The 18,680-nt window shown below is 67.1% G+C and carries 13 protein-coding genes and 1 pseudogene; 10 read left to right on the forward strand and 4 right to left on the reverse strand.

Annotated features, from left to right (window positions below; genetic code table 11):
* Nucleotides 1-110 precede the first annotated feature (110 nt).
* On the reverse strand, nt 111-797 hold the full coding sequence (locus tag Q0937_RS06790; RefSeq protein WP_299301340.1) for a maleylpyruvate isomerase N-terminal domain-containing protein: 687 nt from the start codon (nt 795-797) through the stop codon (nt 111-113).
* 216 nt (nt 798-1,013) lie between these two features.
* On the opposite strand from Q0937_RS06790, the gene Q0937_RS06795 reads away from it, so the two are divergent.
* From Q0937_RS06795 to Q0937_RS06810, 4 genes are all read left to right on the forward strand, one after another.
* Nucleotides 1,014-2,099: a Gfo/Idh/MocA family protein gene (locus Q0937_RS06795; RefSeq protein WP_299301344.1), complete on the forward strand. Its 1,086-nt coding sequence runs from the start codon at nt 1,014-1,016 to the stop codon at nt 2,097-2,099.
* A gap of 437 nt (nt 2,100-2,536) precedes the next feature.
* Nucleotides 2,537-3,853, forward strand: a complete 1,317-nt coding sequence (locus Q0937_RS06800; RefSeq protein WP_299301346.1) for an extracellular solute-binding protein — start codon at nt 2,537-2,539, stop codon at nt 3,851-3,853.
* The gene (locus Q0937_RS06805; RefSeq protein ID WP_299301348.1) at nt 3,850-4,854 is read left to right on the forward strand and encodes a carbohydrate ABC transporter permease; all 1,005 of its coding nucleotides are present in this window, start codon (nt 3,850-3,852) and stop codon (nt 4,852-4,854) included. Before Q0937_RS06800 ends, Q0937_RS06805 begins: the two co-directional genes overlap by 4 nt.
* A 1-nt stretch (nt 4,855) precedes the next feature.
* A complete protein-coding gene (locus Q0937_RS06810) occupies nt 4,856-5,686 on the forward strand; it encodes a carbohydrate ABC transporter permease (RefSeq protein WP_299301351.1) in 831 nt (276 codons plus the stop codon).
* 155 nt (nt 5,687-5,841) lie between these two features.
* Here the strand turns inward: Q0937_RS06810 and Q0937_RS06815 are convergent, their stop codons facing one another.
* Nucleotides 5,842-6,627, reverse strand: coding sequence for an HNH endonuclease signature motif containing protein (locus tag Q0937_RS06815; protein WP_299301354.1), 786 nt, complete (start codon nt 6,625-6,627; stop codon nt 5,842-5,844).
* Between the two features lie 460 nt (nt 6,628-7,087).
* Here Q0937_RS06815 and Q0937_RS06820 point away from each other — a divergent pair, with 460 nt between their 5' ends.
* Both Q0937_RS06820 and Q0937_RS06825 read left to right on the forward strand, forming a co-directional pair.
* Nucleotides 7,088-9,871 carry a DUF4365 domain-containing protein gene (locus Q0937_RS06820; protein WP_299301357.1) on the forward strand — a complete coding sequence of 928 codons (2,784 nt, stop codon included), beginning with the start codon at nt 7,088-7,090 and terminating at the stop codon, nt 9,869-9,871.
* Nucleotides 9,872-9,991: 120 nt separating this feature from the next.
* Nucleotides 9,992-11,303 (forward strand): annotated as a pseudogene (locus tag Q0937_RS06825) (ISL3 family transposase).
* Nucleotides 11,304-11,570: 267 nt separating this feature from the next.
* Here Q0937_RS06825 and mgtE read toward each other — a convergent pair.
* Nucleotides 11,571-12,929 carry a magnesium transporter gene (gene mgtE, locus Q0937_RS06830; protein WP_299301360.1) on the reverse strand — a complete coding sequence of 453 codons (1,359 nt, stop codon included), beginning with the start codon at nt 12,927-12,929 and terminating at the stop codon, nt 11,571-11,573.
* 127 nt (nt 12,930-13,056) lie between these two features.
* Nucleotides 13,057-13,935, reverse strand: a complete 879-nt coding sequence (locus Q0937_RS06835; protein WP_299301363.1) for an NAD(P)-dependent oxidoreductase — start codon at nt 13,933-13,935, stop codon at nt 13,057-13,059.
* A gap of 251 nt (nt 13,936-14,186) precedes the next feature.
* Between Q0937_RS06835 and Q0937_RS06840 the strand changes: the two genes are divergently transcribed.
* From Q0937_RS06840 to Q0937_RS06855, 4 genes are all read left to right on the forward strand, one after another.
* Nucleotides 14,187-14,975, forward strand: a complete 789-nt coding sequence (locus tag Q0937_RS06840; RefSeq protein ID WP_299301366.1) for an SDR family NAD(P)-dependent oxidoreductase — start codon at nt 14,187-14,189, stop codon at nt 14,973-14,975.
* Nucleotides 14,976-15,616: 641 nt separating this feature from the next.
* On the forward strand, nt 15,617-16,681 hold the full coding sequence (locus Q0937_RS06845; RefSeq protein WP_299301369.1) for a D-2-hydroxyacid dehydrogenase: 1,065 nt from the start codon (nt 15,617-15,619) through the stop codon (nt 16,679-16,681).
* The gene (locus Q0937_RS06850; protein ID WP_299301372.1) at nt 16,668-17,558 is read left to right on the forward strand and encodes an IclR family transcriptional regulator; all 891 of its coding nucleotides are present in this window, start codon (nt 16,668-16,670) and stop codon (nt 17,556-17,558) included. The genes Q0937_RS06845 and Q0937_RS06850 overlap by 14 nt, the downstream gene beginning before the upstream one ends.
* A 98-nt stretch (nt 17,559-17,656) precedes the next feature.
* Nucleotides 17,657-18,679, forward strand: a complete 1,023-nt coding sequence (locus Q0937_RS06855) for a TRAP transporter substrate-binding protein (protein ID WP_299301375.1) — start codon at nt 17,657-17,659, stop codon at nt 18,677-18,679.
* Nucleotide 18,680 lies beyond the last annotated feature (1 nt).

The raw sequence follows: 18,680 nt of genomic DNA on the forward strand, positions 1-18,680 counted from the left end.
GGGCACCGCCTATGGAGTGGTCTCCCACGATAGACCCGGCCCAGGGCGCTCACGCAGCGGAGTTGTGCGAGGTCACGGCCGCGGCTGACCGTGACGAAGGGCGTGGGCGCTCAGCCGAACGACAGCGGCAGCATCTGCCCGCGCGGGCCGAGGGCGTCAAGCTCCGCGCGCTCGGCCGACGTCGCCGGGCGGCGACCGGTCGCGATCCGCAGCGCGTCGGCGTCGGTCCAGGCCTCTGGCAGCCGCAGACGCAGCCGCCGCTCGACCATCTCGCGGGCGGCGGCCAGGCTCTCCGCGGGCGGGCCCTCGACAGCAGATCCCTCCGCTGAGCGCTGGTCGGCGACCAGATCGAGGTGGTGCAGGGTCGCCTCGAGCACGAGGGCACCGAGGTAGTCCCTCACGGTCAGCGTCCTGCCTCGAGCGCTGGCCGGCAGGTCGGGGTGAGCGAGCAGCGCGGCGCGGCCGGCGGCCGCTGCGACGTGCTCGAAGCTGTCACGCACCTGGGCGGCGCTCCCGTAGGCGTCGGCCATCCGCACGATCAGGGCGTCATACGGGCAGTGGCCGTCCGGCGGGATCGGCATCGGGGTCGGGGTCCACCAGCTGAGAGCGTCGTCGGTGGGGGCGGTCTCCGCAGGCGTGGCGAGGGTGACCAACACGTCCTGCGCCTGCAGGATCAGGTGGTGCACGAGGTCCCGGACGCGCCAGCCGCGGCAGCCGGACGGGGCATCAAGAGCGGCGTCGGGGAGCTGCGCCACGCCGTGACGGAGCGCTGACCAGCTGAGAGTGAACAGATCCACCTCAGGCACGCTAGCAGCAGGATCCCGCCGCCGGAACCTGGCAACATCCGGCATACGACACCGCCCGCAGGGGTGATGCATGACACTGACCTGGTAGCCATCCCGCGGCGCCCTCGGCATCACCGCCCCGCGACGGCGCGGTCCGTCGTCGGCCCGCCCCGAGCCCGGAGGCATCCGATGCCCTCACGCCGCCCCCTCCACCGAAAGGACCACCCCATGGCTGTCTCTGAAGGAGCCAACTACGCGCCGGACTCGATGCCGAAGCCTGTCGTGGAACCCGGCGAGTTCGTCTTCGCCGCGATGCACCTCGACCACGGCCACATCGGCGGGATGACCCAGGGCCTGCTGGACGCCGGCGGCACCCTGAAGTGGGTCTATGACACCCAGCCTGAGCGCGCCGCCGCGTTCAAGGAGCAGTTCCCGCAGGTCGCGATCGCCTCGAGCGAGGAGCAGGTGCTGGCCGACGAGGAGGTCCACCTGGTCGCCGCCGCCGCCATCCCCGTAGATCGTGCCCCGCTGGGCATCCGGGTGATGGAGGCCGGCAAGGACTACTTCACCGACAAGACTCCGCTGATCACCCGCGAGCAGCTGGCGGACGCGAAGGCCGCTGTCGAGCGGACCGGCAAGAAGTACGCCGTGTACTACTCCGAGCGGATCCACGTCGAGGCCGCCGTGCTGGCCGGTCAGCTGATCGACCGCGGCGCGATCGGGAAGGTCCTCCAGGTGCAGGGGATGGGTCCGCACCGCATGGGCGATCCCTCCACCCGTCCCGACTGGTTCTTCGAGCGCGCCCGCTACGGCGGCATCCTCACCGACATCGGCAGTCACAACTTCGAGCAGATGCTCGCCTTCACCGGCTCCGACGACGCCGAGATCCTCTCCAGCTCGATCGGCAACTTCGGCAATCCCGAGCACCCCGAGCTCGACGACTACGGCGACGCGCACATCGCGCTCTCCAGCGGCGCCACCGGCTTCGTCCGCGTGGACTGGTTCACCCCTGCCGGCCTGCGCACCTGGGGTGACGGTCGCACGTTCATCCTCGGCACCGAGGGCTATATCGAGCTGCGCAAGTACGTCGACGTCACCACCGACAACGGCGGCGGTCAGGTGATCCTGGTCGACGGCGAGGGCGAGCACCGCATGAACGCCACCGGCGAGGTGGGCTACCCCTTCTTCGGGGAGCTGATCCTCGACGTGCTGAACCGCACCGAGAACGCCATGACCCAGGAGCACGCCTTCAAGGCCGTGGAGCTCGCGATCGCCGCACAGGAGCAGGCCCGGGAGCTCACCGGCCGCGCCTGACCCCACCCGGCCAGCGCCCAGCGACCGGCGGCGCCCCGCACCGACACCCGGCTCGCGGCACCCTTCTCGCGGCGCCCTTCTCACGATCCCGGTCGATTCCGAGCCAGAAGCCCCACCGATCTGGCTCGGAATCGACCGGGATCGTTCTGCGTGCAGGGCGCGCCGATGATTCCGCAGCCCGTCGGCCTCTCGCTTTCGCCTCCCCGGACTGCACCGCCCACACTGCTTCCCGCGAAAGTTTTCTTCCCTTCCCAGGGCCCTGCGGCGCGCCTCTCCGCCGTCACCCCGATGCGTTGTGCGCACGTCACGATGGGTTGAGACACGGATGCGCACCCTTCCGCTTGACCTCTGGCGGTAAGAGGAATTAACTTAACGTCACCGACATTAGTTTCCGAAATCTTTCAGTTAAGTGTCGGTCCGTGACCCTGGAGGCAGCAATGATGCAACCCACCCGCCGCGCAACTCTCGCGGGCCTCGGCCTGGCGATCCCGTCCCTCGCCGTCCTCAGCGCCTGCGGAGGCGGCACCCAGCCCAGTGGTGGCGGCGGCTCCCCGTCGAGCCTCTCCGTCTGGGCCCTGACCGGCGCCAAGCAGGACACCTACCAGGCGTCCTTCGACGCCTGGGACGAGGCCAATCCCGACAACCCCTTCGCCGTGGAGTTCTTCGCCAACGACTCCTACAAGGAGAAGATCCGCACCGCGATCGGCTCCGGCAACTCCCCCACCCTGGTCTTCAACTGGGCCGGCGGCACCCTGGCCGACTACGTCGCCAACGACGCGGTCGTGGACCTCTCCGGCAAGGTCGACGACGTGCTCTCCCGCACGATCGAGTCGATCGGGATGGTGGGCCAGGTGGACGGCGCCCAGTACGGCGTCCCCAACAACGACACCCAGCCGGTGATCCTCTACTACAACACCGCCCTGTTCGAGGAGCACGCCGTCACCCCGCCCACCACCTGGGCGGAGCTCATGACTGCGGTCGAGACCTTCTCCGCGGCCGGCATCACCCCGCTCTCCCTGGCAGGTCAGAGCATCTGGCCGGAGCTGATGTACATCCAGTACCTCACCGACCGCATCGGCGGCGAAGGAGTCTTCCAGAAGATCATCGCCGGTGAGGCCGACGCCTGGTCCGATCCGGCGATCACCTCGGCGCTCGAGGCGATCATCGAGCTGAAGGATGCCGGCGCGTTCGGCAACGCCTTCGGTTCGGTCGCCGCCGACGCCGGGGCCGACGCCGCCCTGGTCCACACCGGTCAGGCCGCGATGCTGCTGCAGGGCAGCTGGGTCTACGGCACCTTCAAGCAGGACGCACCGGACTTCGTGGCCGAGGGGAACCTCGGGTTCCTGAACTTCCCGGCGAAGGACGGCGGCGCGGGCGATCCCGCCAACGTGGTCGGCAACCCGGCCAACTACTGGTCGGTCTCGGCCGCTGCCGAGCCGGAGATCCAGGAGCTCGCGATCAGGTACCTCAACGAGTTCAACCTCAACCAGGACATGGTCGAGAACTTCCTGGCGATGGGTGCGATCCCGGCGGTCGCCGGGCTCGAGGAGTCCTTCGGCGGGCTGGATGACGAGGCCTTCCTGTCCTTCGCCTACGACATGGTGCTGAACGCTCCGCACTTCCAGCTGTCCTGGGACCAGGCCCTGGCCCCGGCCCCCGCGCAGGAACTGCTGAACAACCTCTCCCGCATCTTCCTGGGTGAGATCCAGCCCGAAGAGTTCGTGACCAGCATGAACGCGACCCTGTCGGCATGACCGCCGGGCAGTCGCACGCACCCCTCACCGGTGCCGCCCCTGCCGCTGCCGCCACCTCGGCCGACGAGGGCACCCCGCCCTCGTCGGCCCACCCGGGCGGGAGCCTCGGCCGCTCCAGCGATCGTCGACACCTGCAGACCGGGCCCAGCAACTGGCTGCTGGTCCCCGCACTGAGCTTCTTCGGCGTGTTCGCGCTGCTGCCCCTGGCAGGAGTGGTGGTGCTCTCGTTCTTCGCCTGGGACGGGCTGGGCACACCGCAGTTCGCCGGCCTGACCGCCTGGTTCCAGGTGTTCCAGGACCCCGTGACGCTGAACGCCATGTGGCTGACGCTGCTGATGACGGTGCTGAGCTACGCGGTGCAGTTCCCGCTGAGCCTGCTGCTGGGCGTCTTCATGGCCGGGCACCAGCGCTACCGCGAGGTGTTCTCGGTGCTGTACTTCCTGCCGCTGCTGTTCTCGGCGGCGGCCACCGGCATCGCGTTCAAGGCGCTGCTGGACCCGAACTTCGGCATCTCCCGCGCCTTCGGCCTGGACTTCCTCAGCCAGGACTGGCTGGGCTCGCCGAACTTCGCCTTCTACACCCTGATCATGGTGATCTCGTGGTCCTTCGTGCCCTTCCACTCGCTGCTGTACCAGGCGGGCGTGCGGCAGATCCCGACCTCGATGTACGAGGCGGCCACGCTCGACGGCGCGGGGAGGGTGCGGCAGTTCTTCAACGTCACCCTGCCGCAGCTGAAGTACACGATCGTCACCAGCTCCACCCTGATGCTGGTCGGTTCGCTGACCTACTTCGACCTGGTGTTCATCCTGACCGGCGGCGGGCCCGGCAATGCCACCCGCATCCTGCCGCTGGACATGTATCTGACCGGATTCCGCTCCTACCAGATGGGTCCGGCCAGCGTGATCGCCGTGATCCTGGTGGCTGTGGGACTGACCCTGTCGCTGATCCTGAACCGCGTCTCCGGCGCGGATCGCATGGAGAGCCAGATGGAGGGCGCCTGAGATGAGCACGAGAACACACCGCTCCCCCAACGTCGTCGGCGGCCTGCTGGGCTTCGCCTGGTTGCTGGTGATCCTGGTGCCGATCTACTACATCGTCGTCACCAGCGTGCGGCCGCGCGAGGATTACTTCTCCTCGAACCCGCTGTCACTGCCCTCCGAGTTCACCCTCGAGCCGTTCCGCTATGTGCTCGAGAACGACTTCCTGCGCTACTTCGCGAACTCGGTGTTCGTCACCGTGATCACGGTGGTCGCCGTGGTGACCGCCTCGCTGCTGGCCAGCTACGTCATCGTGCGCTCACGCACCCGACTGGCGAAGTTCAGCCAGAAGCTGTTCCTGATGGGCATCGCGATCCCGCTGCAGGCCACGATCATCCCGATCTACTACCTGATCGTGCAGCTGGGGCTGTACGACACCCTGTGGGCGCTGATCCTGCCCTCGATCGCCTTCGCCATCCCGATCACCATCCTGATCCTGACCAACTTCCTGCGCGATGTGCCGGGGGAGCTGTACGAGTCGATGACCATCGACGGCGCCAACGACTGGCAGATGTTCCGCTCGCTGGTGCTGCCGCTGGCGAAGCCTGCCGTGGTCACCGTGGGCATCTACGACGCGCTGCAGGTGTGGAACGGATTCCTGTTCCCGCTGGTGCTCACCCAGAGCTCCGACAAGCGTGTGCTGCCGCTGTCGCTGTGGGCCTACCAGGGCGAGTTCACGGTAAACATCCCGGCCGTGCTGGCCGCGGTGATGCTCTCCGCGCTGCCCATCCTGGTGCTGTACATCGCGGGTCGTCGCCAGCTGATCAGCGGCCTGACCGCCGGCTTCAGCAAGTAGTCCCGCGCGTTACGTCGACCCGCTCTCGATCCCGGTCGATTCCGAGCCAGAAACTTCACGATCTGGCTCGGAATCGACCGGGATCGTGCGGCTGGAGTCCCGGCGGGCCGCTCTGCTGCGTGCCAATCTCTGGCGGCTAGCCTCAAGCGGCCAGTTCAGGCGGCGAGTTCGATGATGTTCTGACAGAGCGCATCGACGCAGGCCGCGAGGCTGAAGCCATCGCCAGCCGTGGTCGCGGCGATCCGTCCTGGGTCCGGGACAGGAGGGATCGCTGCGGCCACGCTCCTGTGTCCAGCCGTGGAGACGCCCGCACTGCCGTAGTCCTCCCGGATGCGGATCTGCTCGAGCATGGCCGGCCACCGAGCCTGGACCGGGCTCCCGGTGCTGTCGAGCACCTGGAACCGCCGGTGGTGAGGTGAGGGGCGTGCGGCATGGAGCACCATCCGCATCCCGCCCTCGTGAACCATGACGTGGTGGCGGCGGCAGAGGAGAGCGAGTCCTTCGATGTCCGTCGGCCCGCCCTGGGACCACGGGAGGAGATGGTGAGCATCGAGATGCTTGACCTGGTGACAGCCCGGGAGGGTGCACGTGGTGTCCCGCAGCCGCAGGGCACGACGCTGTGCGCGGGAGGCCAGGCGCTGTGACCTGCCCAGGTACAGGACCTCCCCTCCCGCATCGGTGATCACCACGGCGACCTTGCCGGTGCAGGCCAGACGCTCCGCAGTGGCGACTTCGAGCTGCCCCGCTCCGAGCACGCCGCACCGTGGGGGCATTCCCGCGGGAACGTTCTGGGCGAGAGCCTCGGCGCTGACCTGGACGATCACCAGGTGCCTGTCCTCTCCGGAGCGATCATCGGGCTCGGCATCGAGGAAGGTGCGGGCAAGGCTTTGGGAGCGCGTCCGCCAGCGGAATCGACGGCAGCGCTCGAGCCACCCGCACATGCTCCCGCGCGGTGCCTGGCGCCATCGAGCAGGACCAGGACAACCAGTGCACCGTCGACTTCAGGCTGACGAACCAGCCCACCGCACCCCTCACCTCGAACTCACCAACTATCAGGAGCAGCTCGCAGGTCGCGGTCGCGATCGCCGCCGCCTGCTGCTGGATGCGCTCACCCAGGGACTCGGCGGCGGCACGGTTCAGCGGTGCGGGCTCGGCACCGCCAGGGGACAGCGGAACGAGGGTCATGACGGTCTCCCACCTGCAGGGTTTCTCGGGTCCGTCAGCCCATCAATCTCTTACCATCTCCGCCACCAGCCCGCCGGGAAAGTGGGGGACCGGGCCCTGTGGAGGGGCGGCCCGAGGAGAGGCCACATGCGGCGTGTGGTACGACCTATTTTGGGCCTGAACAGGCCGGCGCAGGATGTTCTGAACCCCGGAGATCAAACCTGATGTACTGGAGCCATGACAACGCCCGTGCACTCCACCAAGATGACTGGCTCGCGTGGCGAGCTTAAAGCCCAGGTCATCTTCGCCGACATCGGATGGGCGCCCCCGGTCAAGCTCAGCGAGGACATCGGGACCGACCTCGTAACGTTCGCACGCGATGAAGCGGCCCCGGACGGCAAGGAGGACACCTGGGACCTCGGCGCCCCCGTTTTCATGCAGGTCAAGGCGAGCCCCACTGAGTACCTGAAGCCGACCAACAGGCACAAGGGAAAGCCGGGTTGGTGGTTCGCAGAATCCGACACGTACCATTTTGACCACTGGCTTTCCTTCGGCCTGCCATACCTGCTTGTCCTGGTCGACGTCGACAATCAGATCGCGTACTGGGCCGAGGTGAACGGTGACGCAATCGTCTCGACCGGCAAGGGCCGGAAGATCTTCGTCCCGTTCGCCCAGACCGTAGACGAGACCAATACTGAAGCGCTGACCGAGGTCGCGGTCTCGAAGCGAAAATACGCTCTCGAAGGTGCTGCCTGGAGCGGCAAGCTCAACGAACTTGGCCCTTCGGAGCGACTCCGCACTGCCATGGTCCTCCCTCGCCTCATCGCACCGCATCCGAACCGCGCAACCGAAGAGGTCAGCTTCGAGGAAGCCGTGGCGATGGTGCTGAGGAACCGGTACACCGAACTTGCCCATCGCGCCGGTGAAGGCCAGTGCCCGAAGGTTGAGGACTGGGAAAACAACAAGGAATGGAGCTGGCGCTTCGTACACGCGCTCCAGGAGCTGCTTTCCACCGGCCGTAGCGATCAATTCGAGCAGCTTGCAACAAATGCCCGACACCGTTTCGAACGTGACGCGAGCCTTGTCGTTCAGGCGTGCATCGCTTATAAAGGCGAACAGGCTCAGGACGCCGTCGACACGCTGGTGCCGTCAAGTGCGACAAAGCCTGCCGACCGCGGATGGCTTCTGACCCACAAGGCTGCGTTCCTTTTTGAACTGGATAAACCCAAAGAAGCGGTCGACGCCGCCAAGAAGGCTCTGGTTGCAACTAGAACCCTCGACGGCGACCTGTCGGTCAGCGCCATCCGGGGCGCCGCTGCATCCATCCTGTATGCCAACGCCAGGTTCGGTGACGGCGACCTTGAGGCCACCGTCACCGCTCAGGACCACGCCGGAAACTGGTGGCGGGCACAGGACGTCAGCTGGTCACTCGAGAAGGACCTCAAATACCGCTTCGAGGGCTGGACAGCAAACAACACGATGCATTTCATCAACAACACCGCCCGCGACGACCTGGCCACGATCGCGTGGACCGCCGCCTTCAGCGGCTCCTGGAACTCCTGGCGGCACCTCACCGCGATAAACGCGAAACTCACATTCACCTCGACGTCCGACCCAACCCACCTCGCCGCAGCACTCGGCGCGCTCATCTTCATCGGAGAGAAGAAGGCTGCCAAGGACGCCGCCCGCAAGATGTGGCTCGACGGCCCGGTGGACACACTGCACTCCCTAGTGAACGCTATCGCGTACCACGAATGGACTAAGCGCAACGAAGGCGCAACCATGGCCGTCCTTGCAAAAGGTGGCGATCTGCTCAGCACGGAGGCCGCAGACCATGTCGTGCAACGCATCCTTGACCTGCTCAAGAACCAGGGCCCCGTCCGCGTCCACGGTAGTGCCTGGAGTTATCGATGGCATGAGGCTGACGCGACTTTCGCGCGAGTTCTAACGGCGGCCTCGACAAAGTCGCACAAGAAAGTCGCCGACCTCATCGCTGCAGACTTCGCAACCTGCGACGACTCGCTGGCCAACTCGTACCTTCGTATCGTGCACGCGCTCGCCGTCTCCAAACTAAACATCACCCGCATCAACAATCTCTGCAGGGCCGCCACCAAGAGAACCGACCACTACAGGGTCGGCATGTTAGAGGCTCTTGGACCGGTCAACGGCGACGCCATCGCAGAACTCCGCAAGGAAGCAGCAGATGGCAGCTCGAGCGCCGTCCGCGCCCTCCTAGTGGTCGGCTCAACAGACCACGACGACTTCATCGCGTTCGGCAAGAGCGCAGCAAAGACCGTCCGCACCATGGTCGAGAACGCCCGCGGCAAGGACGGGTCCATGGCCATGACCGGATACGCCAACGACCAACTCGACGACCTCGTCCTTGCAGCCCTTAACACCAACGATCGCAAACTCTGGAAGGAAGTAACCGACGCACTTGAAGCCTGCGTCATCGAAGAGACACAGCAACAGCGTGCAGTCCGCCGACTCGCAGCGCGGTTCCCCGATCTTCCACAGCACGTCCAACGGAAACTCCGGAAGCTCGCCCCCAATCTTTGCGGGCGCTCTTTCGGAGACCCATTCGGTGGCACCAACGAATACTCAGCCGCGGTGACCCACCTGCGCATCGCAGCCGGCACCATCCCGGACCCCAAGGTCGAAGCCCTACTTCTCAACGAAAGACGAGACAGCCCGCTCGCTTTTGTCCGCACCCTCGCTGCATGGAACTCCGACCGCAAGCTCCCATTCCTCGCGACAATGATCGTTGACGAGAACCCCTCCGTCCGCGCACAGGCTGGGTTCAGCCTCATTGAACACGCACACCAGTACCCCAACGATTGCGATCGCACATACGCTGTAATCCGCAGCGCCCTGATGCAGGAGGACGGCTGCGCCCTCTTCGACGGCCTTGCCCAGGGACTCGCTGAACACCCCACAAAGGACCTCGCCGACCTGGAAAAGCTACTTCGCAACCACAAGTCCGCTACCGTCCGCGCGCGGTTTGAATCGACCCAGGTTTAATGGCTCTTCGCAGATGAGGGTGTAGATGCTGAGCGCGGGAGGGGCGCGTCGGTGCCGGGATAGACGTCGAGGTCTCCCGATGATGGAAGTTCTCACGCTCGCCATCAGGAAGACCTCGACGTGCCCAACGCTACCTTCGACAGCCCCGATCTGACGACCTTCGCGCGCCTGGACGAGCTCGGCCTTGTCGCTGTCGGTCAGCGACTCTCCGCCGAGCGGGCGGTGCTCGAGTGCCGGCTCGCCGAGGAGGATCCGTGGTGCCGCGCCTGCGGGGCAAAGGCGACCTCGCGGGGCACGATCGCCCGGTCCCTCGCCCACGAGCCGTTCGGTCACCGACCCACGACCCTGCTGGTGCGGATCCGCCGCTACGAGTGCGGGCACTGCGGCTACCGCTGGCGAGAGAACACCACCACTGCAGCGCCCAAGCGGGCGAAGCTTTCTCGCGGTGGGATGCGGTGGGCGCTGGAGGCCCTGGTCATCGACCACCTCTCGATCGCAAGGGTCGCCGCCGGGCTGGGAGTCGCCTGGCACACCGCCAACGACGCCGTCCTCGCCGAGGGCAAGCGCCTGCTCATCGATGACCCCACCCGCTTCGACGCAGTCCGCGTGATCGGGGTCGATGAGCACGTGTGGCGCCACACCAGGCGCGGCGACAAGTACGTCACCGTGATCATCGACCTCAGCCCGGCACGAGACAAGACCGGGCCCGCGCGGCTGCTGGACATGATCGAGGGCCGCTCCAAGGCAGCGTTCAAGGCCTGGCTCGAGGCCCGCCCCAAGCAATGGAAGGACCGCATCGAGGTGGTGGCGATGGACGGATTCTCCGGGTTCAAGACCGCCGCCGGCGAGGCTCTGCCCGGCGCAGTCGCGGTCATGGACCCCTTCCACGTCGTCCGCCTCGCCAGCGGCGCTCTGGACGACTGCCGACGACGCGTCCAGCAGCAGCTCCACCAGCGCAGAGGCCACAAGAACGACCCCCTCTACAAGGCGCGCCGCACCCTCCACACCGGGATGAGCCTGCTGACCGATCGCCAAAAAGAGCGCCTCAGCGTCTTCTTCGCCCACGAGAAGCACGCCGCGGTCGAAGCGACCTGGGAGATCTACCAGGCCATGGTCGCTGCGTATCGAGAATCCGACCGCGCAAAGGCCAAGGCCAAGATGGAGAAGGTGATCGCGGCGCTGAGCAAGAAGGTCCCCGACACCCTCGAGGAACTGGGCAAGCTCGGCCGGACAACTGACCAAGCGCTCCGTGGGCGTCCTGGCGTTCTTCGACCGCCCCGGCACCAGCAACGGCCCCACCGAAGCGATAAGCGGCCGGCTCGAGCACCTCCGCGGCTCCGCCCTCGGCTTCCGCAACCTCACCAACTACATCGCCCGCAGCCTCCTCGAATCAGGCGGCTTCAGACCCCGGCTACACCCTCAAATGCGATGAGCCGGTTTAATGCCGTTGCTGCTTGAGTCCGAGAGGATGGACAGCGTGCCGAAGAAGATCGATCCCCACCTGCGCGCGAGGTGCGTGCGGCTCGTGCGTGAGCACGCCCAGGAGTACCCCCCTGACCGCGGCGACGGCCACGGTCGCCCGCCAGGAAGGTGCCTCGCGTGCCATCTAGCATATATCGAAGCGCTTCGACCATTGGGGGGCAGCCGGTGTGCGCCCCTCGTGGCGCCGCGTCAAATATCCGCGGCAAGCCTGCCCGCCTCAGAGCCCCAGCACGGCCGTCGCGATCGTGAAGTAGATGATCAGGCCCGTGGCGTCGCAGAAGGTGGAGATGAAGGGATTGGAGAACACCGCCGGATCCGCCCCCACCCGCTTCGCGATCAGCGGCATCATGCCGCCCACGATTGCGGCCATGGCGCAGATCGACAGCAGCGTCGTCCCGATCACGGCCCCGATCGCCCAGCCATAGACGAGGCCTGCCACCAGGAAGCCGAGCGCGCCGAGGACCATGCCGAGCACGACCCCCACCCGCAGCTCGCGCCACACCACCCGGGGCAGGTCGCGTACGCGCACCTCCCCCACGGCGAGCGCGCGGGTCACCGTGGTCGCGGCCTGGTTGCCGGTGTTGCCGCCGGTGCCGGTCAGCAGCGGGATGAACAGCGCCAGGATCACCACCTGGTCCAGCCGGTCCTCGAAGACCTCGAGCACCTGGACGGTGAGGATCGCGGAGATCGCGAGCACCAGCAGCCAGACGATGCGGCTGCGCACCACCCGCAGGATCGGGGTGGAGAGGTAAGCGCGTGGCAGCGGCTCGGAGCCGCTGGTGCGGGCGGAGTCCTCGGCGTTCTCGCGCTCGATGATGCCCACGGCGTCGTCGACCGTCACGATCCCGACCAGCCGCCCCTCCCCATCGACGATCGGCATGGCCAGCAGCTTCGCAGCGAAGAAGCGGCGTGCGGCGTCCTCGCGGTCGTCGGTCGCGGTGGCGCTGACCGGCGCATGGGCGAGGTCGCCGACGAGCGCCGCGCCGTCGGCCACCAGCAGCCGTCGCAGCCCCACCACGCCCAGCAGCGTGCGGGTGTCGTCGACCACGGGCAGCAGGTAGATCGTCTCCGCCTCCTCAGCGTGCCCGCGCACATGCTCGAGCGCCGCGCTCACGGTGAGCCCGGGGGCGAGGGTGAGCACCTCGGGCGACATATAGCGGCCGATCGCATGGCGCGGATAGCCGAGGACCGCGGTCGTCATCGCCCGCTCGTCGGCATCGAGGCCGTGCATCAGGCGCTCGGCGACCGAGGCCGGCAGCTCGTCGAACAGGGAGGCACGGTCATCAGGATCGAGCTCCCCGATGATGTCGGCGACCTGCTGGGTGCGCAGCGCGGAGATCAGCTCGGCCTGATGATGCGCCGGCAGCGCCTCGAACACCGCGAGGGCGCTGGGCTTGCCGAGCACCCGGAACAGCAGCGCGGCCTCGGTCGCGGGGCGGGCCTCGACGAGGTAGACGAGCTCACCGATCGGCAGCGTCTGCGCCTCCAGCGAGAGCTGTTCGAGCTGGGCCTCATCCTGCGCCTCACCGCGCAGGAGGGCCAGGACGGTGTCGATGGTTGCGCTGGCTGAGGTCACGAGGCCATTGTGGCTGACGTGGCCACCATGCACGACGGGGACCCTCCCAGATCTCCCAGGGGGTGGCTCCGCAGTGCATGGTCACACGTTCTGACCGCTGCGCTCGGGAGCAGTCGTACCCCGGAGCTCAGTCCCGTGGGCGCTCGAATAACTCCTGGATCGCCGTATGGTCCTGCTGCCCGTACCCTCGCGCGACCACGTCCTGGAAGGCCTCGAGCAGCACCGGGGTGAGTCGGCTCGAGACCTCCGCCTGGCCCAGCGCCGTGGTCGCATACAGCAGGTCCTTGACCTGATTGTCGGTGCTGCCTCCCAGGGAGTAGTCGCGGGACAGCAGCTTGTCCCGCTTCTGGGAGAGGACTGCGCTGGCCGCGAGCCCGCCGCCCAGCACCTCGGCAAGCTGGTCCAGGTCGATGCCGCTGGCTCGTGCGAGGCCGAAAGCTTCCGCGATGGAGGCGAGCGTGCCCGCCACCACGATCTGGTTGCTGAGCTTGGCAATGGATCCGGTGCCGAGGTCTCCGAGGTGGATGATGGTGCCACCGAGCACCTCGAACACTGGACGGGCGCGGGCCACGTCGTCAGCGTCCCCACCGATCATGAGGCTCAACGAGCCATCGGCGGCGCCGGCCACCCCGCCGGACATCGGTGCATCCAGGACCCGGATGCCGTGTGGGGCGAGGTCCCGGCCAAGAGCACGGACCTCCTCCGGACCTGTCGTCGACATGACCACCAGCAGCGTGCCCTTCGCGCCCATCGCGGCACGTGCACCGTCGTCGAGCAGGGCCCGGAGCGGAGCGACGTCAGGGAGCACGGAGAGCACGATGTCCGCCGCTGCGTCGGCGACCGAGTCGGCGACGACGGCGCCGTCGGCGGCCAGCGTCTCGGCCGTCGCACGGGTGCGGTTCCACACCGTGGTGGGCATTCCAGCTGCGAGCAGGTTGCGCGCCATCGGCATCCCCATCGGCCCCAGGCCCAGAACGGACACCGAGAGGACCGGGCTCTTGGACACCTCAGCAGCGCCGGACGCATCTGGAGTGCTGGGCACATTCGGAGTACTGGCGGAATCAGGACGAAATACAGGCTGCGGTGACACGATCAGGCCTCCCAGCGTCATCGGAATATTTCGGAGCGAAACCCTCGACTCCCAGGGGACTGCGGCGACTGGTGCAACAGCGTCGATATCAGAGCGGCAGTGCACCGTCTATTCTAGACACGCCACGAACCGGCCCCATTGCACCATTTTCACAAAGGAACTCCACCATGACCCTCACGCCCTACCCAGCGACCGACTTCCCGGAAATCCCCACCGCCATCGTCACCGGCGCCGCCTCCGAACGTGGCATCGGGCGCTCGACGGCACTCCGTCTGGCCAGAGAAGGGTGGGCCGTGGCAGTGCTCGACCTTGACGCGAGCGCCTCGCAGCAGGTCGCCGAGCAGATCGCCGCGGACCACGGAACCCCCGCGCTCGGCCTCGGCGTGGACATCTCGGACGAGCAAGCAGTCATCGAGGCCGTCGCCCGCATCGACGCAGAGCTCCCGCAGCTGGTGGGTGTGGTCAACAACGCCGGAGTCTCCTCCCCCGTCCCTTTCACCGAGGTCAGCACGGAGGAGTGGAAGCGCGTGTTCGACGTCAACGTCCATGGCACGTTCTTCGTCACCCGTGAAGCTGTGAAGATCTTCCGCCGCCATAGCCTGGGTCGCATCGTCAACGTCTCCTCAGCATCCGCGGAGCGGGGCGGTGGCGTGTACGGGCGGGCTGCGTATTCCGGCTCCAAGGCCGCACTGCTGGGGATGGCGAAGACCTGGGCGCGGGAGCTCGGCGAGTACGGGATCACCGCCAACTCGGTCGCTCCAGGCTCCATCGACACGGACATCATGGGTGGGCGCCTCACCGACGAGCGCAAAGAGTTCCTCCTGCATGAACTGCCCGTTGGCCGAGTAGGCACGGTGGACGACGTCGCCGGCGGAATTGCATTCCTGCTCGGGCGCGACGGCGGATATCTCACGGGCGTGACCCTGGATATCAACGGCGGGTCACACATTCACTGATCAGCACCCGCCGGAAATACTTCAGAATTTCCTGCACAACAAAATCCACCGACCTCATTGCGTCAGCAATGAGCGATGGTGGTCGGCGGGATATCTGGCGACGTTCCTTCCTCGTCGGGCCGCGGAGCTGGGGCAGCGCTCCGGGCCATCGGTGAGCGGCTGGCGATTCAGACACCGCGTCGACGCCGCGCCAGCATCCCGTGCGCAGGCGCGGATGCCCGCGAGGACGCACTGCCGCCCGCGAGGACCCGGCCATGAGGTGAGCACGCGCCATCATGGGCATTGCGCTGAATCGTGATCAGCATTCCACAACCCCGCAGACGGTGCGACCCGTGACCGATCCGCCATCGACGGCACGGGGATCTGATGCAGCCCACGACCCGCGCATAGGTCCTCCCTGCCTGCAAGCACCCTGATTTCCTCAGGAGCGAGGTCACGATCAGGTGACATCCGCACGCCAAGAGGGCAGGGGGACTTGCGGAAGCCTCAGGGGTGACGTACTAATAACGCAGACGCTGCGAGACAGCATCGTGAACCGGGTTCGAAATGTTGACCCTTGGCACTGTAGGCAAGGCGGAACGAGGATCGTGGGGCCGAGAGGCCCTCACGCACCGCCCGCCGATGACATGAGGAGTGGCCTGATGACAGAGCTGCGAGATCCCGAGCGAATGCGCGTCGCAGTCGTCACCCCGCTGAGCGAAGAGCTCTGCGAGCTGCTCGTCGCGCTCGAGCCGCGACTGGACGTGGTGCGAGATCAGAGCCTGCTGCCGCCGATGCGGTGGCCCGGCGATCACGAGGGCGACCCCTCCTTCACGCGGTCGGCAACCGATCAGGCACGCTTCGACGAATTGGTCGATGGGGCGGACGCCCTCTACGGCATCCCTGACTCCGACCCTGCCGCACTCGCCCGCACCGTGGCCGCCAACCCCGGACTGCGCTGGGTGCACACCATGGCTGCCGGCGGCGGCGGGCAGGTCAAGGCCGCCGGCCTCGATCCGGAGGTGCTCGAGCGGCTCGTCGTGACCACATCAGCGGGTCCGCACGCGCACACGCTCGCGGAGTTCGCACTGCTCGGCGTGCTGGCCGGCGCGAAGGATCTGCCCCGTCTGCAGGCACAGCAGCGCGACCGCGTCTGGAGCGGCCGCTGGGTGATGCGCCATCTGAACGCGATGACGGTGGTCGTGGTCGGTTTGGGGTCGATCGGGCAGGCGGTGGCGGAACGCTTCGCAGCGCTCGGCACAGAGGTGATCGCGGTCAACCGCAGCCAGAAGGAGGTCCCCGGAGTCTCCGAGGTCTACCCCCCGGAGCGGATCGCCGACGCGATGGCGCGGGCCGACGCGGTGGTCAACACCGCCCCCGGCACGGAGAAGACGCTCCGCATGATCGGGAAGGCGGCATTGGCTGCGGTGCGACCCGGCACGATCGTCGTCAACGTCGGCCGTGGCACCGTCATCGACGAGCAGGAGCTGGTGGCCGCGCTGGAAGACGGCCGGATCGGCTTCGCAGCACTCGATGTGTTCGCCACCGAGCCGCTCCCCGCCGACAGTCCGCTGTGGGCCATGGACAACGTCCTCGTCTCTCCGCATACCGCCGCGCTGGACGATGCGGAGGACCGCCTGATCGCGGAGCTCTTCGCCGAGAACGCGACGGCGCTGCTCGACGGCCGCCGGCCGAAGAATGTGATGGACACCGTTGACTTCTACTGAGCGCCACGCCGACGCGGTGGACGCCGCCGCGCTCGAGGCAGACCTCCGCCCCATCCACCCGCCGGAGCCTCTGGGCCCCGAGCCACGGGATGAGGCGCCTGCGCGCCCGGAAGTGACGAAGAGCCCTTCCCCGGCGGTCGCCCGCGCCGCGGCGGTCCTCGACCTGCTCGCCGCCGAGGGCCATCCGATGAGCACGACGGAGATCGCCCGGCAGCTGGGACTGGCGAAGTCGTCCACGCTGAACATCTGCGTCACCCTCGAGCAGGCGGGCCTGCTCAGCCGTCGTGACGGGGACTTCTCCCTGGGACGCAAGACGGTCGAGCTCGGAGCCGCCTACCTGCGCGGATTCGACATCGTCCGGGAGTTCTACCGGGAATGCAGCAGCTCGCGCTATGTGCGCAACGAGCTCGCGCAGATCGCGATGCTCGACGGGGACATGGCGCTGTATCTCGCGCGTCACGAGGGACGTGCTCCGCTGCGGCTCTCCGCCACCATCGGGGATCGTTTCCCGGCCTCCATCACCGCAGTCGGCTGCGTCCTGCTCGCAGAGCTCAGCGAGGAGGTGATCCGAGATCGGTTCCGGGAGCCGGAGTCGCTCCCGCGCTGGACCGACCATTCCGTCGGGACGCTGCCCGAGCTCCTCGAGAAGCTCGAAGCGGTGCGTGAGCGCGGATACGCGATCGATGATCGAGAGACCAATCCGTCGGTCTACGGAGTTGCGGTGCTGATCCCGCCGCGCACCTCGTCGGGGAGAGCCTTCGCCCTCGGCACCTCTTTCCTCAAGGCCCAGATGACCCCCGCCTCACGGGACGGCGTCATCGAGGAGCTCTTCCACATTCGGGACAACCTGGCCAACCCCATGTATCTCACCGACTGACCCCACTTCACGTCCGGCAGACGCCGGTCCTCCACGTGCATACCGGTCCCCCGGGTGCAGCCCATGAAGAAGATTGTCAACGTTCAAAGGAGAACAACATGCGACGCAGGAATTTCCTCGCTCTCACCGGTGCAGGTCTCGCTACGGCTGGACTGGCTGCCTGCGGCGGCTCCGAGTCAGGTGGAGGCGAAGGTGGCGGCGGCGGTGCAACCACGATGCGCCTCGCCTTCAACCAGACCGAGAACCACCCTCAGTTCATCGCGTTCACCGCGATGGGTGAACGACTCTCAGAGCGCACCGACGGCGCGCTCACCATCGAGGTGTATCCCAACGAGACCCTCGGCGCGCAGCAGGAGGCCATCCAGCTGCTGCAGGACGGTTCGCTCGAGCTGGCCATGGTCGGCGGCGCACAGATGGAGAACTTCTCCGAGGACTACATCGTCTTCAACCTCCCGTTCGTCTTCGACAGCCAGGAGCACCAGCGGACGGTGACCAATGATCCTGCGATCATCGGTGAGCTCTACGCCTCGCTCGAGGACCAGAACATCTCGGTCCTCGCCGGCCTGCACGGCGGGGTCCGGAACGTCTACAACTCCAAGGCTCCTGTGGTCACCCCTGACGACATGGCAGGTCTGAAGATCCGGGTTCAGGAATCGGACACCCATATCGAGATGTTGAACCTCATGGGCGGCTCGGCCACGCCGATGGCCCAGGGCGAGGTCTACACGGCGATGCAGAGCGGCGTCCTCGACGGCGCCGAGAACAACGAGCTGGTGTTCAACGATCTCAAGCATGTCGAGGTCGGTCCCTTCTACTCGTACACCCGTCACCTCATGGTGCCGGACTACCTCATCGCGAATCCCGCCGTCCTGGCGGATATGAGCGACGAGCACCGGTCGATCTTCGAGGAGGAGCTCGCCACCGCAGTGGAAGAGGAGGGCGCGCTGTGGGGCGAGAAGGTCGCTGAGGCGATCGAGGCCGCCACGGCCGGCGGCGGGAAGTTCAACGACGACGTCGACGCTGAGGCCTTCCGGGCGATCCTCGGCCCGTTCTCCGAGGAGTCCGTGCCGGACAGCGAGACCGCCCAGGCCCTCTACCAGGCCACCCGCGACGCGGTGTGAG

This window comes from uncultured Brachybacterium sp. (genome assembly GCF_947500705.1).
Lineage (GTDB): Bacteria > Actinomycetota > Actinomycetes > Actinomycetales > Dermabacteraceae > Brachybacterium.

Coding starts and splice junctions, on each gene's coding strand:
- Q0937_RS06795 (WP_299301344.1), top strand. CDS start 1,014: ATGGCTGTCTCTGAAGGAGCCAACTACGCGCCGGACTCGATGCCGAAG.
- Q0937_RS06800 (WP_299301346.1), top strand. CDS start 2,537: ATGATGCAACCCACCCGCCGCGCAACTCTCGCGGGCCTCGGCCTGGCG.
- Q0937_RS06805 (WP_299301348.1), top strand. CDS start 3,850: ATGACCGCCGGGCAGTCGCACGCACCCCTCACCGGTGCCGCCCCTGCC.
- Q0937_RS06810 (WP_299301351.1), top strand. CDS start 4,856: ATGAGCACGAGAACACACCGCTCCCCCAACGTCGTCGGCGGCCTGCTG.
- Q0937_RS06815 (WP_299301354.1), bottom strand. CDS start 6,627: ATGTGCGGGTGGCTCGAGCGCTGCCGTCGATTCCGCTGGCGGACGCGC.
- Q0937_RS06820 (WP_299301357.1), top strand. CDS start 7,088: ATGACAACGCCCGTGCACTCCACCAAGATGACTGGCTCGCGTGGCGAG.
- Q0937_RS06840 (WP_299301366.1), top strand. CDS start 14,187: ATGACCCTCACGCCCTACCCAGCGACCGACTTCCCGGAAATCCCCACC.
- Q0937_RS06845 (WP_299301369.1), top strand. CDS start 15,617: ATGACAGAGCTGCGAGATCCCGAGCGAATGCGCGTCGCAGTCGTCACC.
- Q0937_RS06855 (WP_299301375.1), top strand. CDS start 17,657: ATGCGACGCAGGAATTTCCTCGCTCTCACCGGTGCAGGTCTCGCTACG.